12 protein-coding genes are annotated in these 19068 nt (G+C 57.3%); 5 read left to right on the top strand and 7 right to left on the bottom strand.

From position 1 onward, the window contains the following. Positions 1 to 32: 32 nt before the first annotated feature. The 5 genes from H9S92_RS21705 to ftsY all read right to left on the bottom strand — a co-directional run bounded on the left by H9S92_RS21705 (position 33) and on the right by ftsY (position 10196). Positions 33 to 893, bottom strand: coding sequence for an energy transducer TonB (locus tag H9S92_RS21705; protein ID WP_187468809.1), 861 nt, complete (start codon positions 891 to 893; stop codon positions 33 to 35). A 141-nt stretch (positions 894 to 1034) separates the two neighbouring features. After that, positions 1035 to 1409: a thioredoxin family protein gene (locus tag H9S92_RS22420; protein WP_187468808.1), complete on the bottom strand. Its 375-nt coding sequence runs from the start codon at positions 1407 to 1409 to the stop codon at positions 1035 to 1037. 126 nt (positions 1410 to 1535) lie between these two features. Continuing rightward, positions 1536 to 4361, bottom strand: coding sequence for a sigma 54-interacting transcriptional regulator (locus H9S92_RS22735; RefSeq protein WP_187468807.1), 2826 nt, complete (start codon positions 4359 to 4361; stop codon positions 1536 to 1538). Between the two features lie 307 nt (positions 4362 to 4668). Then, the gene (locus H9S92_RS21690) at positions 4669 to 8823 is read right to left on the bottom strand and encodes a T9SS type A sorting domain-containing protein (protein ID WP_187468806.1); all 4155 of its coding nucleotides are present in this window, start codon (positions 8821 to 8823) and stop codon (positions 4669 to 4671) included. A 395-nt stretch (positions 8824 to 9218) separates the two neighbouring features. Continuing rightward, positions 9219 to 10196 (bottom strand): signal recognition particle-docking protein FtsY, encoded by a 978-nt coding sequence (ftsY, locus tag H9S92_RS21685; protein ID WP_187468805.1) that lies wholly within the window; start codon positions 10194 to 10196, stop codon positions 9219 to 9221. A 468-nt stretch (positions 10197 to 10664) separates the two neighbouring features. Between ftsY and H9S92_RS21680 the strand changes: the two genes are divergently transcribed. After that, a complete protein-coding gene (locus H9S92_RS21680) occupies positions 10665 to 12485 on the top strand; it encodes an acetate/propionate family kinase (protein WP_187468804.1) in 1821 nt (606 codons plus the stop codon). Positions 12486 to 12589: 104 nt separating this feature from the next. Here H9S92_RS21680 and H9S92_RS21675 read toward each other — a convergent pair whose 3' ends face one another. Then, positions 12590 to 13195 (bottom strand): HAD family hydrolase, encoded by a 606-nt coding sequence (locus H9S92_RS21675; RefSeq protein ID WP_187468803.1) that lies wholly within the window; start codon positions 13193 to 13195, stop codon positions 12590 to 12592. 292 nt (positions 13196 to 13487) lie between these two features. On the opposite strand from H9S92_RS21675, the gene H9S92_RS21670 reads away from it, so the two are divergent. After that, positions 13488 to 14282 carry an alpha/beta fold hydrolase gene (locus H9S92_RS21670; protein ID WP_187468802.1) on the top strand — a complete coding sequence of 265 codons (795 nt, stop codon included), beginning with the start codon at positions 13488 to 13490 and terminating at the stop codon, positions 14280 to 14282. 76 nt (positions 14283 to 14358) lie between these two features. On the opposite strand, the gene H9S92_RS21665 is transcribed toward H9S92_RS21670, so the two are convergent. Continuing rightward, complete coding sequence (locus H9S92_RS21665; RefSeq protein ID WP_187468801.1) at positions 14359 to 15255, bottom strand: glycoside hydrolase family 73 protein; 897 nt, start codon at positions 15253 to 15255, stop codon at positions 14359 to 14361. Positions 15256 to 15580: 325 nt separating this feature from the next. Here H9S92_RS21665 and H9S92_RS21660 point away from each other — a divergent pair, with 325 nt between their 5' ends. The 3 genes from H9S92_RS21660 (at position 15581) to H9S92_RS21650 (ending at position 19035) form a co-directional block, all read left to right on the top strand. Then, a complete protein-coding gene (locus H9S92_RS21660) occupies positions 15581 to 16426 on the top strand; it encodes a hypothetical protein (RefSeq protein WP_187468800.1) in 846 nt (281 codons plus the stop codon). A 41-nt stretch (positions 16427 to 16467) separates the two neighbouring features. Beyond that, positions 16468 to 17454 carry a 6-phosphofructokinase gene (pfkA, locus tag H9S92_RS21655; protein ID WP_187468799.1) on the top strand — a complete coding sequence of 329 codons (987 nt, stop codon included), beginning with the start codon at positions 16468 to 16470 and terminating at the stop codon, positions 17452 to 17454. Between the two features lie 411 nt (positions 17455 to 17865). Then, a complete protein-coding gene (locus tag H9S92_RS21650; RefSeq protein WP_246464049.1) occupies positions 17866 to 19035 on the top strand; it encodes a hypothetical protein in 1170 nt (389 codons plus the stop codon). Positions 19036 to 19068: the final 33 nt, after the last annotated feature.

The raw sequence follows: 19068 nt of genomic DNA, 5'->3' as shown, positions 1-19068 counted from the left end.
GGACCTCCTTGCAACGATGCCTAACTACAGTACTACTGCAAGGTAAACTTAATGGGCAGGTTGAACCGGACCCTTACCGGGCGGCCCTGTTGCATACCGGGCGTGAACTTTTGCCCTTCGCGGTTGATGGCTTCCACGGCTTTGAGGGCTTCTTCGGTGCAGCCACCGGCTATTTTTCGGACGGCCTCGATGGCGCTGATGCTGCCGTCTTTTTCTACGGTGAAGCTCACCACTACCGTCCCCTGCAGCCCGTTTTCCCGGGCCATGGCGGGGTAGCGTACGCGCGACTGTACAAAGGCGAGCAGGGCACGATCGGAGCAGGCCTTACGGGCGTCGCCGGAGAGTTCGCGGCATTCCTGGCCGAAAACGGGCATGCGCTCTACGAACAAAAATTCCTGGTCCGTGCCGTAGTCCACCGGCGGGGGAGGGGGTGGGGGGACGGGCGCGGCCGCAGGTGCGAGGGCGGGTGGCGGAGCGGGGGGAGGGACGGCCTCGTCTGCTGCCACGTCCAGGCTGACAAATTCTTCGGGCTCCACTTCAATTACGGGGGCGGTTTCAATGACCGGTGGCGGGGGCGGTGGTGGCGGCGGTGGGGCATAAAAGGTAGGAATGTCCACCTCAATGAGGTCTTCGATCACTTCAAAGGCGGCGTACTGGGTAGGTTCGGCAGCAAAACGCGTCCAGTTGATGGTGACGAAGGCTGCGGCGATGGCTGCGCAAAGGCTGAGTTGCTGGACGGGGCCGGTGAAACTGAAGGCGGCGTTTTTCGTGCGTTGGCCAGTGGCCTGCTGGCGCAAAATCCGGCGCAGCGAGACTACGGTCAGGGCCAGGAGCAAGCAGAGTCCGGCCAAGCCCAGCAGCACCGCAGTGCCACTAAAGGTATAAAGCATCATGGTAAAATGGTTTAGCGAGGGGAAAGACAGCGCTGGCCAGCTGCTGACCTGAGAGATGCTAGCCTGGTTTTTTTTGGTGGGTGGTGGGGCTTTGCTCCTCAGTCCCTTTCCCCGGCACCTGCGGCCGCGCCCCAGCGGACGCTAAAAATGGGGCGTGATGCGGGCCATTAATTTTTTGCGGGACATGGGGCCCACCAGCATATCGACCACCTCGCGTTTTTTCAGCAGGACAGTCGTTGGCAGTTGGGAGACACCAAGCTGGCTGGCAATCTCCTCGTCGTCCTCAACGTCAATGTAATCAAGGGCAAAGGGGGTTGGGGCAGCTTCGCGAATGTCTTTCATGAAACTTTCAAACAAGTAGGTACTCCCCATCCATTTGGCGGAGAAAACCAGTACGACCAGCCCTTTCTCACTAGTCAAAAGCCAGCGGGAAAGTAGATCTTCTTTGATAGCGTTATGGTTAGTTGCGGTTGACAAAACTGGAGCAAAAATGGGTGATGTGTAAGGATGTAACACAGCACCTAGGTTGGTTACGCGAGGCGGGGCCTAAATGTTCGTGTTATACGTGGGAATTTCGACAACCCGAAGATAATGGGAGACAAGGTAGCTTGCCAAACACTCTGCGAGGGTGTCTAAACACGGCTAAAGTAAGTATTCATGCTTTTCGATGCGCAGTTTACGCATTTTGGAGACCAGCGTCCGGTCGTTCATGTCGAGCAAAATGCCTGCACCGTCTGGGCCGGTGACGCGGCCACCGGTGCGTTTGAGTGCGTCGATGATGTGCTGCCGTTGCATTTCCTCGAAGCTCAGGAAGCGTTGCTGACGGGTAGTGGCGGCACCCGCGCCCTGGCCGATTTTGATGCTGAGGGTGTCCGATTGACAAAGGACAACGGCCCGCTCGACGAGGTTCTCCAGTTCCCGGATGTTGCCCGGGAAGGCATAGTTCTTGAGCAGGTTAAGATCTGCGGTGTTGACCCGGCGAATGGTCTTGCCCTGGCGCTTGGCAAACTTATGGGTAAAGTGTTCGACCAGGACGGGGATGTCTTCTGGTCTTTCGCGCAGGGGAAGATTGACGATGGGGAAGACATTGAGGCGATAGTAGAGGTCTTCGCGGAAGCGCCCTTCGCGGACCATCTCGGCCAGGTCGCGGTTAGTGGCCGCTACCAGGCGTACGTCGACGCGGATGGTTTCAGTACCGCCCACGCGTTCAAACTCATCTTCTTGCAAGACGCGGAGGAGTTTGGATTGCAGTTCCAGGGGCAACTCGCCGATTTCGTCCAGAAAGATGGTGCCCTTATCGGCCATCTCGAAGCGGCCTTTCTTGCGGGCGGTGGCTCCGGTGAAGGCCCCTTTTTCGTGGCCAAAGAGTTCGCTTTCGATCAGGCTTTCGGGCAAGGCAGCGCAGTTGACCTTCACGAGGGGGTGCTCTTCGCGGTCGCTGAGTTGGTGAATGGCGCGGGCCAGTAATTCTTTGCCGGTACCCGTTTCGCCGGTGATCAAGACGGTGGTGTCTACGTCGGCTACCTGCCCTACCTGCTTGAGGATGGCCTGGTATTTGGGGCTGACGGTGATGATCTCATTGATGTTGTAATCCTTGCCATAGTCTTCGCGCAGGGTGGTGTTTTCTTCGAGCAGGCGATCGCGCAGTTCGCTGATTTTGAGGTTTTCCAGTTTGAGGTCTTCCTGAAGTTCGACGAGGGCGGTCAGGTCGCGGCCCACGAGCATGAAGATGGACTCTTCTTCGTAGACCACCTCGCTGCACTGCAGGTTGAGGTGGATTTCTTCGGTGCCCTTATGGGGGATAATGGCTACGTCCAGCGTTTCTCCGGGGGCGATGCTTGTGCGGTGCAGGCCGGGGATCGCTTCTTCTACGGCAGTGCCTACCCAAGTCTTTGGATGACTGCCCAAGAGCTGCAAAAGCGCATTGTTGACGTATCTGATGCGGAACTTTTCGTCAAGCCAAAGGATATAATCCAGGGCCGTATCCAGCGCAACCTGAGAGAGTTTGATTTGGCGGTCCCGCTTTTTTTTCCCACGCAGATCGCGCAGGTAAATACAGGCAAACTCTCCTCCCTCGAATTGCAGGTAATTCATGTCGAGGCGCACGGGGATCAATTTCCCTTTGGCGAGGCGCAGGTTGTTTTCGAAGCTAAGGTGGTGCTCCTTACGAAGTTGGTTCCACAACACCTCCTGATCAGGATTGACCAGGACGGGAAATAGCGATTGGGGGCTGAGCGAGGAAAGGTCTTGCAGTTGATACCCCGTCATGCTGAAAAAGGTATCATTTGCGTAGGTGATGGCACTCTCGGGAGTAGACCAGAGGATCATTTCCTCTGAATTGTCAATTGTAAATTCGGTCAGCTTCTGGCGCTGTTCGAGTTTGCGGCGGGTAGTGATGTCGCGGCAAATCCCACAGGAAAACTCTTCTTCTCCGAAACGGAGGTAGCTTATGGATGCGTAAACGTCAATGATCTGCCCATCGCTCCGGTAGAGGGGGTACTCCGCTTCAAAATACTTTTCGGTGCGCAGGCGCTGCCAAAAGGTTTCGAGCACCTGCCCGTCGAAGTAAGGGGCGTACTCTTTAACTTTCATCTTTATCAGCTTTTCCTTGGGGATGCCCAATTTGTTGCTGACGATCTGGTTGATGTAAAAGATGGACCCATCGGGGCGGGTCCAGAAAATCATGTCCTGGGCGTGTTCGATGCTGAAGATGGCCAGGTCTCCGGAGATGTTGTGCCCACTGGGGTTATCGGCTTCGTTCCGGTCTTCCTGAATAATGCCGTAGAGGTGGGTAATGTGGAGGGAATTACCAACGGAGTTGGCCGAAACCTTCACCCGCCCGAGGCCTCCTTCCTTTTCTAAAAAGAAGGAATGATTGACCTGCAGGGGCTCCCGCAGTAGGCGCTGGCCCATTGCCCGGATTTCTTCCCATTGACTGGTGGGGATATGCTGACTCAACCAAAGCAGGACATTTTGCTTGGTGGGTTCTCCGTCGGGCAGACCCAGCAAACGGCGGGCGTGCTGAGAGATGCGAATGCGGCCATCGACGCGGTTGTAAGACCAAAACCCTGCCTGGAGTTTGTCGGCCATCATCTCCAGCTCGCTCTCAATCATGCTTGAGGCAATGCGGTCTTGAAGGATGATGAGCGTATGGCTGGGTTCCAGCAGGGCCAGGGTCACATTGACCGAACGGAGGTACTCATGCCCGGTCAGGATATCAGTGGCGTAGGTCAGTTTTTTGGCCGTCTGTAATTCTTTCCAACGACTGCGCCATTGGATGGCCGTCAGGTGGGCATCCAAGCCTGCCCAGAGTTTACCCCGCACTTCGTTTTCCTCCATGCAAAAGAGCGCTGCGGCCGCATCGTTAAGGCCCTGCACGGTACCATTTTCCGCTACCAGCATTGCTGGCACGGTCAGGTGGGCAAACATTTGGTCGAAACCAGGGAGGGATAAAGTGAGGGAGTTCAAAAATGATTACTGGTAAATATTGTATGTACATTTATATGGTTAAACTACCACCAGAATGCCCGGTGCCAGCCTACCGATCTTGGTCAAAGATAAGTATTACTTACGAGGGATGTGGTAAAAATACCGGCGGCACTTAGGAAGTGTTTTGATGAGTATTGATCGCAGTAGTGGCGCTCCCGCAGGTGCATGGTTTCGTAAATAAGAGCGATGTAGGTCCCAAAAAGAGCATAACCCCACCGGTCCCGAAGGTCCGGCAGGGTCGCGCTACTCTCTAAATCTTTCTGGTGTTTGGCCAGCGGGGTTAGCTTTAGTGGGCTACCACCGTCATACGTTTGGTCAGGCGCTCCTGCCCTACCCGGAGGGTGTAGGTGAAGATGCCCGTTGCGTTCATGAGATCGTTGTGGGACGAAAGCATTACCGAATTGCGGCCAGCGTTCCCCTGGAGGTGCAGTTCCTTCAGGAGTCGGCCCGTGATGTCGCGTACCTCCAGCGATACTTCGCTGGGGCTGGGCAGGTCAAATTCGATGGTCGTCTGTGCAAAAACCGGATTGGGATAGTTCTGGAAAAGGGCCAGTCCCTCCGTTGTGTTGGATTGTTCAAAAGCGATACGCAGTCCGGCCGTGCCGCCTTCCTTGGCAATGGCTTCGGGGAAGGTTACCCGGTCGGAGACGCGAAGGTAATCACTAATTCGGAGATTGATATCGGCCCGCACGTCGAGGCGGATAATTTCCCGGCCCGCCAGGTCTTCAGCGCCATTGTAGCTGATGGCCAGGAGGCCCCGCTGCAGCGATTGTGCGTTGACGTTACCCGCAGAAAGGAGGGTAGAGTGCCAATTTTCGATCACCAGTCCGGGCGCGGCATCGAGCGTGCCCTGGAAGCCAGCGAGGTCCGCAGCGCCGAGGCTGATGGTGGCGCGTTCGCCCGCTTTGAGGACTTGGTCCTGGGCAGTGAAGTGGAGGTCACTGCGGGGAATGATTTCGGTGAACACGTCCCCGATTTCGATGGCTACAAAGTCAGCTTCCCGGTTATGTCCCCGGAGTTCATCGACGGTGAAGGTACTTGGGAAGATCGCCGGATCCCAACCTTCCTGAAGCCCGTCGAGGCTGAAACTGCGGCGGATGAAGCGCCAGGTAGGTCCGTCGGTGAAGGTATTGTCCAGGCCCAGGATAACCCGCCGAATGGCTACCATGTCCGAGATGTTGATCACGCCGTCGGCATTAACGTCGGCCGCAATGAGGCGGTAAGGATTGGTGATGCGCTCGATGCCCAGGACGTGGTTGGTAATCTTAAAGATGTCACTGGTTTTCACCCGGGCGAGGTCTACCTGGTCGGGCATGCTGGGACGGATCATGTACTCGTGGCCCTCCATCAGGTCGTTGAATAAGAAGCTGCCGTTGTCGTCGGTGTACATCATGTTGTCCATCTGCTCCAGGTCGCTGATGTGGACTTCAATCCCACGCAGTAACTCGTTGGTTGGTGAAGTGATGAAGCCAGCCAGCGAGCCCGTACCATTGGAATTGGCGCAGATCTGGGGGTTGAAGGCAGTAATCCTGGCCGTGGTTGCGCAGAAGCTGGACTGTCCGTTTTCCGCGAATACGTACACCCGCACGGAAATTTCTCCTTCGTCCTCGCAGTTGACCAGGAAACTGCCCCGGCCAGGCATTGGGACGAAGCCCGGCACGCCGGCTTCCTCCTCTTCCCGGTACACGGAGTAGCGCAAGGGCCGGTTGTTGCAGTTGCCCGTTACGTCAACCACGTAGTCGTCTGCTTCTACCGAGGCGATACCACCGCCGTCTCCGTCGTTCATCAGCACGAAGGTGAGATTGCGCACGCAAATCGGCGAGATGGCCGCGTTATCGGCTACGGTGAAGGGGATGATTCGGCCCGTAGTGTTGCCACAGCCATCAAAGCCCCGGACGCGCAGGGCGTGTTCGCCGGCGGGAATCTCATCCAGGGTGACCGCGTAATTGCCACTGCCGTTGTTGGTCAGTTCATCGGAGCGGATGGCCCGGCTGGCCGTGAATCCGCCCGCCGGGGCATAGTCGAGGTCCAGTTCCGCCGTAGTGGTAACCGTGGCACCGGAGCAGGCGTCGTAGATGTTGTATTCGATCGTTACGTCGCCGCCGTTGCAATCTTCGGTGCCTTCCACCTCGGTTTCCACGTGGGTCAGGATGGGGGCTTCGTCGTCAAACACCTTGAGGAATTGAACGTAACGGAAGGCCCCCCGGCTGCGGGAAGTAGCGTAATTCGGATCGAGGAAGCCGATGTTGTTGGCGTTGGTCCGTACGCCGTCGCGGTCCAGAATGGCTACGTCGTCCAGGCTGTTGGTGTTGCCGTTCGGGACGATGTGCAGGAAGGTGGATTCGTTGAAGTTGCCGTCGTTGTCGGCATCACGCGGCACGTTGTAGTAGGCACCGATGCCATCGTACTCACACCAGTTGATGACTTCAATGGTGCGGCGGATTTTGAAGCAGGCGTCGGAAGTAGCAAAGAAGGTGTCGACGTCCATCGTGGAGACGACCATGTCGCAGCCCAGCGGCGTGTACACTACGTTATTAAAGGACGGAGAGAAACCACAGGTAGCGGAAGCATCGGCCGGGAATTCCAGCGTGTAATTGCGCACCCCACCCACGTTGATGATCTGTTGGCAGCCGGGCGCGGAGGTAAAGCCCCGGGCGTCGGTGACGGTGAAGACGCGGGTGACCTGCCCCGTTCCGCAGTCGTTGATGGTGGAGAAGATGGTTTGGGTCGTCAGTTCGTTCCCGCAGTTGTCCAGACTGGTGGGCAGGCCAAACATTTCGTTGAACATGTTAATGGTACCATTGGGGTCGGCGGCAAAGAAAACGTTGACGTCTTCGGGCAGCATGGTGGCCGCTTCGGTGCAACTCAGGGAAACCGAACCGGGAGCAATACAGAGGGGCGCGGAATTGTCTACGACATTGATGACGGACATGCGCTGGTTCTGGTTACCGTTGGCGTCGGTAGCCCGCAGGATGACGGGGACGGCACCTACGTCAATGCAGGTCAGGGTGATGGAAGGGCCGAAGCCACCGATGGAGAGTAAGGTCGCCGGGTTGGCAAAGGCAATTTCCAGTACAATGTCCGAACAGTCGTCGTAAGAACCCCGGTCCACGTCTGTAGCGGCTACCTCGGCAAAACCGCTGTTGCTCAGCGAAACGTTCAGGGCGTCTTCGGCGATGATGACGGGGCCGGAGCGGTCTTCGATCAGAATCTGGACTTCCCCCACCGCCTCGTTACCACACTGGTCGGTGGCTACGTAGCGGAGTACGTGCGGGCCAGCGGGCAGGAAGGGCGTCAGGCGGTTAACGGGGCTGGGGGCGTAGACATTGATGGGGCCCAGCAGGTCGTCGGGGTTGCCATTGAGCAGTACGAAGGCTTCAAGGCTGGTGACGGAGGAGCAAAGGTCGGTAACGCGCAAGCCGTTGGTGTTGGTGGACAGCACCGCACCACAACCCGGTGCGTTGGTGCTGAATACGAGGGGGCCGGTGTCGGGCAGGCCGTCAAAATCCAGGTCCTGGGTAGGCAGCGTCAGGGTAGGCGGACTGGTGTCACCCACTTTTACCAACTGGGAGAAGGAGCGCACATTGTCTGGATCACACCAGTCGATGACCGTCCAGGTGCGTACGAATTTATAGGTGTTGGTACAGGTCTGGATGCGCTCGCTATCGGAGAACGACGCGCCCACGTTGCCGTAGGTGGTGTTGAGGTAAATGGGGCCGGCAGGACCGTTCAGGAAAGGACGGTCTTCCACGGCGGGCGGCGGATTAACGCCGGGCACCAGGTCGGGGTTGTTGCATTCAATATTGACTACCGGCGCAGGAGGCTGTACGTTGCTGCCACGGGGGCGTTCCAGTACGATGTCGTAGCTGACGATGGTGGGGCTGCTGCTGGGGCCACCGCTGGAACAAGTGGTGCTTTCGTCAGTAGCCGTGAAGGTGCGCGTAATGATGATGTTGCCACACTCACTGATTTCCCGGACGACGTCCTTAACCACCACCTTAATATCGGAGCAGCCATCGGTAAAGCGGGGAATATCTCCACCCGCCAGTAAGCGGGTCATCAGCTGGGGGTCCAGCGTACTCATCCGGGGGATGGTGGTGGCCCGGTCGATAATGAAAGAGCGGGAAACCGAAACGGGTAAGGTGTTAATCGTCAGGCTGGCCAGATGGGGCGTCAGGAAAGGTCCGCGGGGAACTGCCGTGGACACCTGCACCGGCGAAGAAACGTCAGCCGCAGTAATACTGCCAGAGCCGTTGGTGAAGCCTATAATACCGCTGCCCGGCACCGGAGTAATGGTGTAGGTGAAAGTCCCACAGCCATCGACGATGCGGCCGTTTGCCGGGTTGCTGTCGTTGATAACGATATTAAAAGCACTTTCGGGGGGGACGAGGCCATCTCCATCCGCATCAGCATCACCGCTGAGTAAGTTGGAATAGATCATGGCGCGCGAACAATCTGCGTTGAGATTGACATTTACGAAGCGAATACTTGCAAAATTAACTTCGTATTGGGTATCTTGTGCGAAAAGTGGGGCAGTTGCGAAGACGAGCGTGCACAGCGCTAGCCATAGTAAACGCGTTACTTTAAACATAATCGTGTAATTGTAGTGTCGCGGCGGCCCCTTTCCGTTCACTGATTTGGGCTGCCGAGTTAGAGAGATAATTGCAAATTTCTGGGGTTCATACCGTTGCCGCGGTACGCCAGGAAAACTCGAAACACTACAAAAAAATGGAGCCGATTACGTCTTGCCGGATGTAGTCGGCTCCTTTCGTTTGCGTGATTCGGAGGCTAAAACTCACTCGATTACAAAATGTGCACGACTTCGCAAAATTTTTTTCAAGAATTTTTCAAATCGCTCCCGAAAAGGCTGTCTACGAAGGCTTTCTTATTGAAAACCTGGAGGTGATTGATGCCTTCGCCAACGCCAATGTAGCGGATGGGGACCTGGAATTGATCCGTGATTCCGATGGCTACACCGCCCTTCGCAGTGCCATCTAACTTGGTGAGTGCCAGCGCATTAACGTCGGTCGCTTCGGTAAAGGCCCGGGCCTGTTCAATGGCGTTCTGCCCCGTGGTGGCGTCGAGTACCAACAAGACCTGGTGGGGGGCAGCGGGCAGGGCTTTGGTGATCGATCTTTTTATTTTGGAAAGCTCCTTCATGAGGTTAAACTTCGTGTGGAGCCGCCCTGCGGTATCGATGATGGCCACGTCGCAGTGGTTATCGATGGCGTACTTCGTCGTTTCGTAGGCGACCGCGGCGGGGTCGGTGTACATGCCCTTGGCGTAAAAATCGCAGCCCACGCGCTCCGACCAGATCTTGAGCTGGTCCACCGCCGCCGCCCGGAAGGTATCGGCCGCGCCCAGCACCACCCGGTGGCCTTTTTGCTGGTACTGGTGAGCAATTTTACCAATAGTTGTTGTTTTTCCCACGCCATTGACGCCCACCACCAGAATTACGGCCGGGCCACCACCCTCTACCGGGGGCAGGACGTAGTCTTCGTAGTCCACGTCATTTTGCTCGGCCAGGAGATTGACGATTTCCTGCCGCAAAATCTGGTTCAGTTCGGTGGTGTTCACGTACTTATCAGTGGCCACGCGGGCTTCGATCCGTTCGATGATTTTAACCGTCGTTTCCAGGCCTACATCGCTGGTAATCAATACGTTTTCCAGCTCGTCGAGCACCTCTTCATCGACGGTGTCTTTGCCGGCTACGGCGCGGTTCAGCTTATCAAAAAAGCCCGTTTTCGTTTTTTCGAGGCCCTTATCCAGGTCCTCTTTTTTTTCCTTGCTGAAGAATTTTTTTAGGAAGCTCATGCCGTTGAGGGGAGGGTCTTTCAGGGCGCTGCCGCAGGTGCAGGGCCGAGGGATTATCAGGCAATGATTGCCAAGGCCAGCAAAGGTAATACCCCCCCGGCGAATACCCCCGCCCCAGTGGAGAGGTTCATTCATCGACCTGACCTTGAACGCAGGTAGTCTGTGTGGTGGCAAGGCAGCAAAACCGGAGTTTAGCCGTAGCTAAATGAGGATTTTGCTAACGCCGCCACCGCGCGGAATACCAAGTTGAAGGTAGGGCGTATGAGTGAAACTCTCCACTATTGGAAAGCACGGGGGCGGGCGCTGCAAAAATACCTGTGCGCTCTTGATGCGTGGGGCCTTGCGCGGGCATCCCTCGCTCCTTCAACGTGCACTGCACCTGCGGCCGCGCCCGGGATTATTGCCCGACCGGACGGACATTGAACCTCCCCATTTACTTTGCCGTTTCCCCCTGCAAACCCCACCTCCGTGAACATCTTAGTGATTAACGCCGGCAGTTCTTCGGTAAAGGCCGCCGTCATTGACCCCGCAACGGGCGCCCGCCTGCTGGAAATGAACGCCGAACGGCTGCTCGATGCGCCGGTCATCGACTTCTCGGATGGAACCCACCTGGAACTGAGCGGCAAGGGTCCCGACCGGGCCATCGCCACCTGCCTCGAAGCACTGAAGGAGAAGCTGGCGGATACGGAGCTGGCCGGCGTTGGCCACCGCGTCGTTCACGGCGGCGAGGCTTTTGACCGGGCGGTGCGCATTGACGCCGGGGTGGAAGAAAAAATTGCCGGCCTGGCCAAACTGGCTCCGTTGCACAACCCGGTCAACCTGCGCGGCATCCAGGCGGCCCAGGAACTGTTTCCTGCGGTCGATCATTTTGCGGTTTTTGACACGGCTTTTCACCAGAGTCTGCCCAACCGGGCCAAGACCTACGCGCTGCCGAAGGCCCTGCTGGCCGAGCACGGCATCCGCCGCTACGGCTTCCATGGCACCAGCCACCAGTACGTCGCCGCCGTGGCCGCCAAGCACCTCGGGGCGGAGACGCGGGACCTGCGCATCATCACCTGCCACCTGGGCAACGGCTGCAGCGTGGCCGCCATCGAATTTGGCCGTTCGGTAGAGACGAGCATGGGCATGACCCCGCTGGAAGGCCTGGCGATGGGGACCCGCTCGGGCGATGTGGACCCCGGCCTGATCCGCTACCTCCACGAGCAGGCTGGCCTGAGCCCTGCGGCCCTCGATGAACTGTTGAACCGCCAGAGTGGTTTGGCGGGACTTTCCGGGGCGGGCAACGACATGCGCACCATTCTTCAGCGGTCTACGGAAGGCGACCCTGACTGCCAGCTGGCCGTTCAGGTTTTCACCCACCGCTTGCGGAAATACATCGGGGCGTACGCTGCGGTGATGGGCGGCGTGGACGCCATCGTATTTACCGGCGGCATCGGCGAGAACAGCCCCGTCATCCGCCACCGTGCGGCCCAGCGCCTCGATTTTCTCGGGGCCATCATCAACGAAGACAAGAACCACTCCGCCAAACTGAGCGACCAGGCACCGGTATTCGACTTCAGCATGCAGCACAGCCGGGTGAAGCTCCTCGCCGTGCGTACGGACGAGCAGTTGGCCATTGCCCGGCAGTGCGGGCAGCTCATTGCCCAGGAAGACGCCGTCAATACCCTGCCGGCCATCCCCATTGCCATCTCCGCCCGCCACATCCACCTCCGCCAGGAAACCGTCGAGCAACTCTTCGGCAAGGGGCATGAGCTGACCGTAAAGAAGTGGCTCAGCCAGCCCGGGCAGTTTGCCGCCGAGGAGCTCGTTACCGTCGTTGGCCCCCGCAACCAGATCGAGCGGGTACGGGTGCTGGGGCCCGTCCGCTCCGCCGATCAGCTGGAAATCAGCCGGACCGACGAATTCTTTCTGGGCATTGACGCGCCGATCCGCGAGTCGGGGAAAGTAGAAAACACCCCGGGCTGCAAACTCATCGGCCCGGCCGGTACAGTAGACCTGGAAGACGGCGTGATCTGCGCCTGGCGACACATCCACATGACTCCTGAGGACGCCGCCGTTTTTGGGGTGAAAGACCGCGACATCGTCGAAGTGGCCGTAGGCAGCGGCGAGCGTTCCCTCGTCTTTGGCAACGTCCTCATCCGCGTTTCTCCTGACTACCGCCTGGAGATGCACATCGATACCGACGAGGGCAATGCCGCAGAAATCAACGTCGGGGAAAAAGGCGTGTTGCGCAGCACCAGTAGTGCGGGCACGCTCAGGAAGAAGCGACCGGGGGAATTGGTAGGTTAGTAAGGAGTAAAGGGGGAAAGATGTAAAGGTGGAAGGGAGGGACCCTGCTGCGCAGGATATTTTGAACCACTAAGAACACGAAGAAGGACTAAGAAGAGAAGGAGCTAGCCGACGTCCCAGTTGGGGCGGGAGAGGAGGAGGCGCTGGACGGATGCCCGCATGAGGGGACGACCTTGTACGGTGGGCGCAGTTTGGGGGATGTGTTCCAACAAGAAATTGGGCAATTGCAGCACGCCGTCGAGGAGATGAAAAAAGGGCTCTTTGACCAGCACATCGTAGCGGGTGCGGCCGTTGGTGACGCCGAGGTTGAAGTGGATCCGGCACTCGGCGGTACACTGCAAAAGCCGTGGTGTATCCGAAAGCACCAGGGCCCGGGAAGCTTCGCTGAGGCCAAAATGTTCGAGGGCTGCCTGGATGGGATTAGACAGCTCGCGGTGGTCATAAATGATGTACTGGAAGCACTCGTCTTCGCCACAGGTCCATTCCAGGCGTTCGAGCAGCAGTTCGGTGGCCGCCTGGTCGCGGCGGCTGAGCAAGCAAACCTTGATGCCGCGCTTGCGCAGCCAGCGGAAGACCGCGTCTACTCCGTCGGATTTCACCAAAGCGGCCGTTTTCAAATGGGCGTCCATGCCCCGCTGAACCCGGACGCAAACGTCCTCCAGGCTAAAAATGGCCAATTCCAGGCGGGGTTCATTGAAACGCGAAAGCATACCGTCTTTTTTTCTTGTCCCCAATCCACCAGTAGGCAGGAAAGCAACAAAACACCAGGGTCAGGGGCCGTAAAAGCCCCGATCAGGTCCCAAATTTGCTGATCGTAACGGCGTTACACAAGAGAAAAAATACGATATAATGTAGGGAGCAGTGTGATTTAATGCTGGATTAATATTTGGAGTCGAAGGGGCTTTTTCGCCAACAATAGCTTAACCTTGCAGGAATTTGGTTGCGTGAAGTCCTACATTTAGGCCAGCATGGGCGCGGCCTGTTGCTTTAAATCTCGATGCCTTGAACGAACTGCTGCACTACGACTTGATCCGCAAGGACGATGCCCTGGATTGGATCGTTTTCATCCACGGGGCCGGGGGGAGTTCCCTGACCTGGAAGCACCAGGCTGCGGCATTCCAGGATCACTTCAACCTGGCTTTGCTGGACCTGCGCGACCACGGCGGCAGCAAAAATATGCACCCTGACTACGACAGTTACGACTTTGACATTGTGACCGACGATGTGGTGCGGACGCTGGACCACATCGGGATCCGGCAAGCTCATTTTATGTCCCTTTCTCTGGGCAGCATCATCTTGCAGCAGCTCGATGACCGGCGGCCGAGCATGATCAAGTCAATGATCATGGCCGGGGGCGTATTCAAAGCCGACTGGCGCATCCGGGCTTTTGCGCACAGCGGCAAATTCCTGAGCTACTTCGTTCCTTTTCGCTGGATCTATGACTCTTTCATCATCATCGTGATGCCGCGCAAGAACCACGCCTTCAGCCGCAAGATGTACCGGCGGCAGTCGAAAAAGCTGGCGCCGGGCGACTTCCTGAAGTGGCTGGGCCTCTACCAGGATTTCTTCAGTGTGGTGCGCAGTTTCTACCAACGTCCGCTGCGGGTTCCTGCTTTGCTGGTGATGGGCAGCCAAGACCACGTTTTTCTGGAGGCGGCCGAACGCTACGCCCAAAAGCACGCTCCCCGGGCCGAACTGATGGTGATGGAAGGCCGGGGCCACCTTTGCAATCTTGAAGACCAGGTGGGGTATAATGCCATCGTGCTGGACTGGCTGGGGAGGTTAGGGGTTCGGTAGTTCGGTAGTTCAGTAGTTCAGTAGTTCTGTAGTTCAGTAGTTCATAGTTGCGGCTAATGAACTTGCTGCTGAGGAATTAGGGGACTTGCTCGTCGTAGCGGTCGAGTTCGAGGTTTTCGATGATGGTGATGAGTTTTTGGGCGTAGCGTTGGTCGGTCGCGTAGCCGCAGGACTTCAGGCCGTGGGCCCACTTGCGGTAATCCATGCCGTGGTTTTTGAGTTTGGCGTAGCGGTCGGAGGTAAGCAGGGCGCTGTGTTCGCGGAAACTTTCGGCGGCGGAGGTGAAGACACGGAACATGTCGTAGCGGGTGTCGTCTCCGTAGTTGCGGCAGGTGCAGCCCAGGCATTTGCTGCGGCACTTGATGCCGAAGTGGTTATTGGAATTTACGGCCAGCTTGCTATCGCCGGCGTTGGACTCCAGCAGCCCCTGCGCCAGGGTGATGCTGGCGGGGATGCCGTGGTCGCGCATTTCCCGCTGGGCGATGGGCAGGTAGCGGTTCAGGTAACGCTCTACCCGGGCGCGCTTGGCGGCCACGATATGGGCGGGGAGTCCTTTGCGGTGGCCGTAGTCGGGGCTGAGCACGAGGGTGAGGTTGCTGATGTGGGGGGCGGGATCATCCGAGGGGGCTACGGCGTTGAAGTCGTCGAAGCCCTCCTCACCGCTGGGCACCTGCGTTGAATCCACCGGGGCGGGCGGGGCGACTGCGGCTACGGGTTGGGAATCGGTGAACAGAACGGCCAGGGATTGCCCGACGGTCGACATCCATCCCTCCATTGACGCTTCGGAGAGGGCTCCGGTGCGGGGCTCCAGGGGTTCGTACACGTCAATACTGAAGCTGAGCCCCCGCGCGATGCAGAGGTAGAGGATGAGCAGGACCAGGACAATCTCAAAAGCGTAAAAAACCGCGTAATCCAGCCATTTGGCTACGGTTCGGCCCAGGGCCGTGGGTTGGGGGGTAGGGGGAGCGGACATCGGAATTGTGTTTTTGCAACCAAGAAAATGGAAAGTGTGGGGCACTGCAGGGGCCATTGACCAAGGGGTCAGAGCTTACGGTTCCATAAAATGTTTAAAAATCTGCCGTCGAAAACAAAATTACTACAAAAAGTTTTATCCCGCAAGAGGGGCCTGCTTTTTTTTCCTTCTTCGCTCCTTTTCGACTTGCCTGGCACCTGCGGCCGCGCCCGGGAAGAGCCACAATTTGGGGTAAGCAGCAACCGGGTTGCCACTTTCGCCGCAAAAGCTAGCGGACTTAGTGTAAAAATTACACTACCTTCGCGAAGCAAAAAAACTGGCAGTAATGTTATTGATCGCGGATTCCGGCTCTACGAAGGCCGATTGGGCCTGGGTGGCCAAAGACGGGGAGAGCACTTTCGTACATACGGAAGGTTTCAACCCGGTGGTGCACCCCAAAGAGTTGCTGTACACGGAGTTGGAAAAGCTCTCTACGGCGCTGTTGCCCGGGCTGGAGCCTACGGACATTTTCTACTACGGCGCTGGTTGCTGGGATCACAACCGCAAAAAAGTCATTGCCGACGCGCTGCGCCATACGTATCCTTCCGCAAAAATCACGGTGATGCACGACTTGCTCGGGGCGGCCCGTGCGGCCTGCGGGCGGGATCCGGGCATTGCCTGCATTCTGGGTACGGGCAGCAACACCTGCCTTTACGACGGTGACGACGTGATTGACAACGTCACCAACCTCGGCTTCATGCTGGGCGACGAGGGCAGCGGTTCGCACCTGGGTAAAGCCTTTCTGCGGGCCTACTTCTACCGGGAGCTGGACGACGAGCTCAACGACGCCTTCGAGAAATTTGCTACGGTGGACCGTTCGACGATCCTCGACAAGGTCTACTCAACGGCCCTGCCGAACACTTACCTGGCCAGTTTTACCCGTTTTATGGGCGAGCACCAGGAGCATCCGCTCATTCAAAAGATCGTTTTCTCTAGCTTTGCGGAGTTTTTAGACCGCCACGTACGCAAATACCGGGGGCACCTGGGCATTCCGGTGCACTTTATCGGCTCGATTGCTTTTCACTTCAAGAAGATTCTGTTGGCGGCCATGAACGAGCGCGACCTGCGGGCCGGCCGTTTCGTCCACAAACCCATTGAAGCGCTGGCGGACTTTCACCGCAAGGCGCTTTAGGCACTGGCTGTACCCCAGACCCCTTACCCCAAAAAACGACTATGAAAAGAGAAGACATTCGCCGCATTGCCGTTTTCACCTCCGGCGGTGACGCCCCCGGAATGAACGCTGCCCTGCGGGCGGTGGTGCGTACTGCGGCCTGGAATAAGCTCCACGTCTACGGCATTGAGCGGGGCTACGAAGGCATGATCGACGGGCATTTTAAGCGGATGGAGCGGCGCGACGTGGCCAACATCATCCAGCGCGGTGGTACGGTACTGCGCACCGCCCGGTCCATGCGTTTCATGACGCCCGAAGGGCGGGCGCAGGCGGCGGATCACCTGCGGGCTTACGACATTGATGCCTGCATTGCCATCGGGGGCAACGGCACTTTTACGGGAGCAAAAATCTTCAGCGAAGAGCACGGTATTCCCTTCATCGGCATCCCCGGTACCATTGACAACGATTTGTACGGCACCGATTACACGATCGGTTTTGATACGGCAGTCAATACGGCCATTGAAGCGGTGGACAAAATCCGGGACACGGCAGACAGCCACAACCGGCTGTTTTTTGTGGAAGTGATGGGCCGTCACTCGGGCTACATTGCCCTGCATACGGCCATTGGTTCGGGGGCGAGCAGCGTGTTGATTCCCGAGGCGAACACCAATTTGGAAGACCTGAAGACGGTCCTGAAGAAAAACAAGGCGCGGGGCAAGCTTTTCAGCGTAGTCATCGTAGCGGAGGGCCACCCCATGGGCGGTGCGGCGGGCATTGCCGCCAAGATCAAAGACGACCTGGCGAGCATGGAGCCTAAAGTTACCGTCATCGGCCACCTCCAGCGGGGTGGGGCACCGACTGCACTGGACCGCCTGCTGGCCAGCCGCCTCGGCTATGCAGCGGTAACGAAACTGCTGGAAGGAGAAGAAAATGTGGCCGTCGGCATCGTCAATGACCTGGTGACGCTGACTTCCTTTGAAGAGGCCATCTACAAAGAGAAAAAGCCGCAGGGGGACTTGATTGAGATGGCTAGTATTCTGGCGATTTAAAGGGAGAGCTTCGCTCTTTCTTTTGAACCACTAAGAACACGAAGAGGCACTAAGGGTGTTTAAACTTAGTCCTTCTTCGTTTTCTTAGTGGTTCAAAAAGATCCTGCGCAGCAGGGTCCCTTCTCTTCTTAGTCCTTCTTCGTTTTCTTAGTGGTTCAAACAAGGAGCGCAGCTCCCCTACTTGGCTAAGCCCCTTTTCGCGTCCTTATTGGTTCAGAAATGTCTTACTTAGTCCCTCTTCGTGTCCTTAGTGGTTCAAAACTGTCTTACTTAGCCCCTCTTCGTGTTCTTAGTGGTTCAAAACGCAGCTGCGCAGCAGCGGCACAACTTTTGAACTTAACCCTCACTTAACATTGGCCGCCAAAGCCCATACTATCTTTGCGCCGCCCGGTAAACGGGCGAACGCGCACTATGGATTTGACCTTCATCATCATGTGGACCGGCTTCATCCTGGCTGGCTACGCCGTAGTCGGGAACGACTCGATCCAAACGTTGGGGACTTTCCTCTCCTCCAATGAAGACCGCCCCTGGTACGTGCTCTGGGCCTTCGCCGGCTCCATTCTGGCGGCCACCTTGATCTACGGCTGGATGGAATACACTGGCGACGTCAGCTACGGCCGCCTGGAAAAGTATCCCTTCGTGGCAGATATGACCTGGCCGTACCTTCTGCCTCCCCTGGTGCTGATGGTGCTGACGCGGACGGGCATCCCTGTGAGTACTTCGTTTCTGGTCCTGACCTTCTTCAAGCCAGCGGGCTTGCTGGACATGACGATGAAGTCCATCCTCGGCTACGCCCTGGCCTTTTGCGTTGCCATTCTCGTGTGGCAAATTGTGACGCGGACACTCGATAAGCGCTTCATCGAAAATGGCATCAGTGAAAGCAGCAAACGCAACTGGACCATCCTGCAGTGGTGCTCCACCGGCTTTTTGTGGGGGCAGTGGCTCATCCAGGACTTTGCCAACATCTACGTCTACCTGCCCCGGACGATCACGGGCCTCGAAATGACCGTTTCGCTGAGCATTCTCTTGCTCATGCTGGGCATCATTTTTTACGCGAAGGGTGGAAAAATTCAGAAAATTGTAAAGTCGAAAACGAATACGACCGACATCCGCTCTGCCACCATTGTCGACTTCATCTACGGCATCGTACTGTTGTTCTTCAAGGAGTTCAGCAACGTGCCGATGTCCACCACCTGGGTCTTTTTGGGCCTGCTGGCGGGTCGGGAAATTGCCATCCGCTATAAGCTGGAGTTGCACCGTGAGCCCAGCGACGTTGAGCGGGCACCGCTGGCACACTACGCGGGAATCGCCCTCAACGGCCTGCTCTTGCTGCTCATCGCCTACGTCGTTTACCTCCGCGATGACATCAATAACCTGGTCATCATCGTGATGGCCGCCGCCATGATTGCCCGCGCTGCGGTGGTCTATTTCGAGACTATCCCTGGGCATCTCAACCTCAAGCAGGCCTTCTGGGACATTGGCAAGGACCTCGGTAAAATCACCTTTGGCCTGGTCATCAGTATCGTGCTTGTTTACGTGATGCGCTTCATCACCACCGGAAGTTTCGGGGGCGAATTGTAGCCGGGGCAGAGGGGGCTAGCTGGTAGGGTATTG

Origin of the sequence: Neolewinella lacunae (assembly GCF_014349155.1) — a bacterium.
Classification (GTDB): Bacteria; Bacteroidota; Bacteroidia; order Chitinophagales; family Saprospiraceae; genus Neolewinella; species Neolewinella lacunae.
Note: the sequence above shows the minus strand (reverse complement) of the source record. Positions and strands in the feature narration are given on the sequence as shown.

Bases quoted from the DNA above. Each gene is read 5' to 3' on its own strand.
- H9S92_RS21675 (WP_187468803.1), bottom strand. From the start codon at position 13,195: ATGCTTTCGCGTTTCAATGAACCCCGCCTGGAATTGGCCATTTTTAGC.
- H9S92_RS21690 (WP_187468806.1), bottom strand. From the start codon at position 8,823: ATGATCTATTCCAACTTACTCAGCGGTGATGCTGATGCGGATGGAGAT.
- H9S92_RS21705 (WP_187468809.1), bottom strand. From the start codon at position 893: ATGATGCTTTATACCTTTAGTGGCACTGCGGTGCTGCTGGGCTTGGCC.
- H9S92_RS21665 (WP_187468801.1), bottom strand. From the start codon at position 15,255: ATGTCCGCTCCCCCTACCCCCCAACCCACGGCCCTGGGCCGAACCGTA.
- ftsY (WP_187468805.1), bottom strand. From the start codon at position 10,196: ATGAGCTTCCTAAAAAAATTCTTCAGCAAGGAAAAAAAAGAGGACCTG.
- pfkA (WP_187468799.1), top strand. From the start codon at position 16,468: ATGAAAAGAGAAGACATTCGCCGCATTGCCGTTTTCACCTCCGGCGGT.
- H9S92_RS21650 (WP_246464049.1), top strand. From the start codon at position 17,866: ATGGATTTGACCTTCATCATCATGTGGACCGGCTTCATCCTGGCTGGC.
- H9S92_RS21660 (WP_187468800.1), top strand. From the start codon at position 15,581: ATGTTATTGATCGCGGATTCCGGCTCTACGAAGGCCGATTGGGCCTGG.